Raw genomic sequence first — 5,906 nt, 5'->3', positions numbered from 1 at the left:
CCTCTCGACAAGGCCGAAACAGGATGGGTTTCGCGCGCCCGGCGAATTCGAACCCAAGTCAGGCTGCTGGATGATCTGGCCGGAGCGGCCGGACACCTGGCGCCTCGGCGCCAAGCCCGCGCAAAAACTGTTCGCCGATGTCGCCGCGGCGATCGCGCAAAGCGAGCCGGTGACGGTGGCGGCTTCTGCTCGCCAGTGGCAGAATGCCCGAGCGCGATTGCCTGGCCATGTGCGTGTCGTGGAGATGTCCACCAATGATTCCTGGCTGCGCGACAGCGGTCCCAACTTCGTCGTCAACGATCAAGGCGACGTGCGTGGCGTCGATTGGATCTTCAACGCCTATGGCGGTTTTGACGGCGGCCTCTATTCGCCATGGGACCTGGATGACCTTGCGGCGCAAAAACTGCTCGAAATCGAGAACATGGATCGCTACCGCGCACCTCTGATCGCCGAGGGTGGCGGGTTGCAGTGCGACGGTCAGGGCACGCTCATCACGACGGAGCAATGCCTGCTCAATCGAAATCGCAACGCTCATCTCGGCAAGGCCGAGGTGGAGCGCCAGCTTGGCGACTATCTCGGTGTCGACACCATCATCTGGCTGCCACGCGGCTTTGCCTTCGACGAGACCGACGGCCATGTCGACGACGTCTGCTGCTTCGTGCGCCCCGGCGTGGTCGTGCTGAGCTGGACCGACAATCGGGACGACCCACAATATGAGATCGTGCGCGAAGCCGAGGCGGTGTTGCGTTCGGCTCGTGATGCGAAGGGCCGCGCGCTGGAAGTTCACCGGCTGCCCCACCCCTTGCCGATCGAGATGACGCCGGAAGAAAGCGACGGCGTGGACCGGCTGGATTCGACCTGGGCGCGACCGGCCGGAAACCGGATCGCGGCGAGCTACATCAACTACTATCCGGGCAACAGCGTCGTGGTGGTGCCGCAGTTCGGCTGCGATCTCGATGTGAAGGCCAAGCGGACGCTGGCCGAGCTGTTTCCCGACCACCGGATAGTCGGCATCGAAAACTCGCGAGAGATCCTGCTGGGCGGCGGCAATGTCGCCTGCATCACCTTGCCGGTCTATGCCCCGCAACGACGTTGAGGGACGGAGCATGCCGAGAACACATAGCGAAAACGGAGGACATTCATGCGCGCTCTGATCTTCTCAACCCTGCTTGCCTGCGGCATCTGCGCAAATGCGGCTTCGGCTGACGAGGAAAAGATCGTCAACGTCTACAACTGGTCCGACTACATCGCGCCGGACACGGCCGAGAAATTCGAGAAGGAAACGGGAATCAAGGTTCGTTACGACGTCTATGACGGCAACGAGGTGCTTGAGACCAAGCTGCTCACCGGTGGCTCCGGATATGACGTGGTCTACCCTTCGCCCTATCCGTTCCTCAAGAACCAGGTCAAAGCAGGGGCTTTCCTGGAACTCGACAAATCGAAGCTTGCGAACCACTCGAAGATCGATCCGCAAGCCCTCACGCTGATCGCCGGCGCCGACCCGCAGAACCTGCATGCAGTGCCCTATATGGCGGTCACCGACGGCATTGGCTACAACGTCGCTGCGGTGGAGCAGCGGCTGCCGGACAGGCCGACAGATTCCTTCGCCATGGTCTTCGACGTCGATGTGGTCAAGAAGCTGTCCGATTGCGGTGTGGCTATCATCGATGCGCCGGCTGAAGTCATCCCGATGGCGATGAACTACCTTCACATCAACCCCAAATCGACCAGTCCCGACGACCTCGCCAAGGTCGAGGACCTGCTGGTCAAGGTGCGGCCCTACATCCGCTATTTCCATTCGTCGAAATACATCAACGACCTCGCCAACGGTGACATCTGTGTGGTGTTGGGCTGGTCGGGCGACATACTCCAGGCAAGGACCCGTGCGGCGGAATCCGTAAAGAAGCTGGAGATCGCCTATTCCATCCCCAGAGAAGGCACGCTCATCAACTTCGATACGATGGCGGTACCGAAAGATGCGCCGCATCCCGACAACGCCCAGGCCTGGATCAACTTCAATCTGCGGCCCGATATCGCCGCGGCCAATTCCAGCTATGTCTCCTACGCCAATGCGATACCGGAGTCCCTGCCGCTGATGGACAAGGCCATAGCCAGCGATCCCGGCGTCTTTCCGCCTGATGCCGTGAAGGCCAAGCTGTTCGTGGTGGACAACAACGACCCAAAGCTGCTGCGATCACAAAACCGCATGTGGACGCGCATCGTGACGGGACAATAGAGCAATTCCAGGAAAAGTGCGCAGCGGTTTTCCCGGGAAAAGCGCGTAGCGCTTTCCCTTGGGAATTGCGTCAAAGCAAAAAGACAGAGCCGGGCGGAAGCCGTCAGGCTCAAGCGGCTTCGCGGATGGCCGCCAGCAACTCGACCTGGGAGTGCACGCCGAGCTTGCGATAGATCTGCTTGATGTGGTTGCGGACGGTCCCGGGCGAGATGGCGAGGCATCGCGAAATCGTCTTGGCGTTGCCACCATCGACCAGATGCCGCGCAATCTCGGTCTCGCGCCTGCTCAGCCGCGAGCGAGCGTCACCGATTGCGGCGCCCTTGTGCCGGAAGCGGCACAGATGGAGCAATCTTTCCAAAATGAGCCTTGTCGCGCTGCTTGCCGCGCAAGCCGTCGCCAGATCCTGCTCGCCAAACGGTTCTGCCCCGTTTCGCCTGAGAAAAGTGACATAGCCAGCGGTCAGCCGGTCGAGATTGAACACGCCGGTGATCTCGTCGAAACTGTCGGAAGGGCCGAAGAATTCGCGATAGTAGGGAGTGCGCTGGAAGTCGCCATTGCGGAGTGCCGACAGCGGCAACAGGAAATCCTGCCTCGTGCTGGCGAACCTCTGGAAGAAGGGATCCTGGCGATACAGTCGTGCATCATAGTCGCGGTTCCAGCGATCGGGACCGGCATCGTCGATGGTCAGGGATGTGATGTCGCGACGGTAAAAGCCGACATAGGCGCGGTCGGAGCCAAGCAACTCGCTCGCCGCTGCCGTGAAGCGAGCCGACAATTCTTCGGGTGTCACGGCAACGGCCGCAGCGGCGACACCGCCGCTCCAGCGCCCAAACTGATCGAGGGAAAGGTTCGACTGCATTCCAATTCATACTAGGCATGATGCCGAAAAGTGTGAAGCGGTTTTCGGACGGCATCATGCTCCATCTGTTTGATTTAGAGCCGGATTCAGATTTCAGGTCGATCGACCTGAAATCATCCGGCTCTAGCGCAAGCCGTTGCAAGTTCAAATCAGCCATTTCCTTTGACTTCGACCCTCTCGGCCATACCTATGCGGGAGTCGTTGTCGCGGAGCCATCATGCCGGTCAAATTGAAACTGATCTGCCTTATCCTGCCGATGCTCGCCGTCCTGGCGCAGCCCGTCCTGGCTGAAACGGCGGAGCGGCCGGCGCCCTCGGGCGGCGTGCTATCCCTGCTGCCGCCGCCGCAGACCACCAACCATTCGATCACGCTAGCCGGGCGCAAGCTGGATTACCAGGCAAAGGCGGCGACCCTGTCGCTGCTATCGGGCAAGGGCGACGTCACGGCGGAGATCTTCTACGTCGCCTACACACTGGAGCCGCCGGCAAGCGGGGCCAAAGACCAGCAGCGGCCGATCACCTTCGTGTTCAACGGCGGCCCTGGAGCAGCGTCCGCCTATCTGCATATCGGCGCACTCGGTCCACGGATAATCGCGACGGGAGCCGACGGCGAATTCCTGCCGTCACCGCAAAGACTGATCGACAATCCGGACAGCTGGCTCGACATGACCGATCTCGTCTTCGTCGATCCGGTGGGAACCGGCTATAGCCGCGAGGCACCGGGTCAGGACACGCGCGACTTCTGGGGCGTCAACCAGGATGCCGGCTCGATAGGCGCCTTCATCCGGCTCTATCTCGCGCAGAACGGCCGCACCGGGTCGCCGCTGTTCCTCGCCGGCGAAAGCTATGGCGGGTTCCGCGCAGCGCTGCTCTCCAGGACGTTGCAGGAAGATATCGGCATCAGTCCGAACGGCATCGTGCTGATCTCCCCGGCGCTGGAGTTCACGCTGGTGCAGCCCGACGAATTCGAGCCGCTGCATTGGGCGCTCGAACTGCCTTCACTGGCTGCGGTGCGCCTGCGCGCCGAAGGCGTCAGCGGCGACGCGTTGCGGGAGAAGCTGGCAGACGTCGAACATTATGCGATGGGCGATTACCTCACGGCAATCACCAGCGGACTGGAGCAAGGCAGGCGGCTGGCCAGCCAACGCGTGGCTGACATCACCGGCCTGCCGCTCGACCTGGTGCAGCGGAACTCCGCCCGCATCCCCACCGGCCTGTTCGCAAGGGAGTTCGCCCGCGCCAGCGGCAAGGTGCTCAGCCCCTATGACGCCACGATCGGCACGGCCGACATCGCGCCCGAGAGCGCCCGCATCGCCGGCCCGGATCCGGTGCTCGACCGCAGCGTGCCGGCGCTGACGTCGGCGTTCGTCGGCTATATCAGCGACGAACTGCATTTTCGCACCGATGTCAGCTATCGGCTGCTCAATGGCGAAATCAGCCACAATTGGGATTACGGGACCGGCGCCTCGCGGCAAGGCTATGCCGGGGTGATGGACGATCTGCAGCGCGCACGCTCGCTGAACCCTTCGCTCGGCGTCGTGATCGTTAACGGCTACACCGACCTGGTGACACCTTACCTCGCCTCGCGCTACCTGGTGAGCCAGATCCCGTCGCTCGCCAATGCCAAGCCCATCCGTCTCGATGTCGTCGAGGGCGGGCACATGATGTATTTCAGGTCCGACGGCCGGCGCGCGCTGAAAGAAGCCGCTTCGGAGCTTTATCAGGCGACGCAATAGACTTGGCGACAGTGCAGCTCGCCATGGACCCGTGCCCCAATATAAGCCCCGGACTGGCGTAGCGCCGCAGGGGTTTTCGCCCGTATAGCTTGGTACCAAGGGAGTTGAATTCACGGCTCCCTTGTGTCGCTCCTCACAGCATTTCTGCCGCTCCGGCAAATTTGGTCCCACGCGCCTTATGGCCGATATCGCCATTCTCGAAACACGCGAGCGGGTTCTTGCAGGCATCCTGCTGACCGGTGCGGCCTATCTGCTGTTTTCGACACAGGATGCTTCGATCAAGCTGCTGGTCGTCGGCCTGAGCGTCTGGCAGATCATGTTCTTCCGCAGCATCACCATTCTGGGCGCGTGCGCGGCGATCGGCGGACGACAGCTGTTTGCCGACACGATGCGCTCGCCGATCGTGCGGCCGATGCTGGTGCGCAGTGCCTTCACGCTTGCTGCGTGGCTCTGCTACTACAACGCCGCGCGCAGCCTGCAGCTCGCCGAACTGACCACCGTTTATTACGCGGCCCCGATCATCGTCACCGTGCTTTCGGTGTTCCTGCTCGGCGAAAAAGTGCCGATGCTGCGCTGGCTGGCGGTGCTGATCGGCTTTGCCGGCGTGTTCATCGCTTGCGATCCGACCCATCTCGGCCTGTCCGTGCCGGTGCTGCTGGTGCTGGCGGCCGCCTTCTTGTGGGGCATCGCCATCGTGCTCTTGCGCAGGACCGCCCTTGCCGAGCGCTCGATGATCCAGCTCCTGCTCAACAATTTCTATTTCCTGCTGTTTTCGGCGGTGCCGGCGTTGCTTTGGTGGCGGACACCCGACTGGACCCAGCTGCTGCCGCTTGCCAGCGTCGGCGCACTCGGCGGCCTGGCGCAGTATCTTCTCTTCGAAGGCATGAAGCGCACGCCGGCCTCGGTTCTCGCGCCGCTGGAATACACCTCGCTATTGTGGGCATTCGCACTCGGCTTTGCGATCTGGGGCGACGTGCCGCGCCGCGAAGTTTTCCTGGGCGCTGCGCTGATCGTCGCCGCCGGCCTGCTGATCGTCGGCACCGAGCATTTCCGCAAACGGCTATGATGTGCATGGC

Annotated in this window: 5 protein-coding genes; 4 read left to right on the top strand and 1 reads right to left on the bottom strand. The window is 62.2% G+C overall.

Annotated features, from left to right (window positions below; genetic code table 11):
- On the top strand, positions 1 to 1,096 hold a 1,096-nt coding region (aguA, locus tag EN991_RS20445; RefSeq protein WP_127369407.1), incomplete at its 5' end, for an agmatine deiminase.
- A gap of 45 nt (positions 1,097 to 1,141) precedes the next feature.
- Positions 1,142 to 2,236, top strand: a complete 1,095-nt coding sequence (locus tag EN991_RS20440) for a polyamine ABC transporter substrate-binding protein (RefSeq protein ID WP_127369406.1) — start codon at positions 1,142 to 1,144, stop codon at positions 2,234 to 2,236.
- Between the two features lie 109 nt (positions 2,237 to 2,345).
- On the opposite strand, the gene EN991_RS20435 is transcribed toward EN991_RS20440, so the two are convergent.
- Positions 2,346 to 3,095 carry a LuxR family transcriptional regulator gene (locus tag EN991_RS20435; RefSeq protein ID WP_013532535.1) on the bottom strand — a complete coding sequence of 250 codons (750 nt, stop codon included), beginning with the start codon at positions 3,093 to 3,095 and terminating at the stop codon, positions 2,346 to 2,348.
- Between the two features lie 217 nt (positions 3,096 to 3,312).
- Here EN991_RS20435 and EN991_RS20430 point away from each other — a divergent pair, with 217 nt between their 5' ends.
- On the top strand, positions 3,313 to 4,830 hold the full coding sequence (locus EN991_RS20430; RefSeq protein ID WP_127369405.1) for a peptidase S10: 1,518 nt from the start codon (positions 3,313 to 3,315) through the stop codon (positions 4,828 to 4,830).
- Between the two features lie 178 nt (positions 4,831 to 5,008).
- Positions 5,009 to 5,896, top strand: coding sequence for a DMT family transporter (locus EN991_RS20425; protein WP_127369404.1), 888 nt, complete (start codon positions 5,009 to 5,011; stop codon positions 5,894 to 5,896).
- Positions 5,897 to 5,906 lie beyond the last annotated feature (10 nt).

This window comes from Mesorhizobium sp. M7A.F.Ca.US.005.03.2.1 (genome assembly GCF_003997795.1).
Taxonomy (GTDB): domain Bacteria; phylum Pseudomonadota; class Alphaproteobacteria; order Rhizobiales; family Rhizobiaceae; genus Mesorhizobium; species Mesorhizobium ciceri.
Note: the sequence above shows the minus strand (reverse complement) of the source record. Positions and strands in the feature narration are given on the sequence as shown.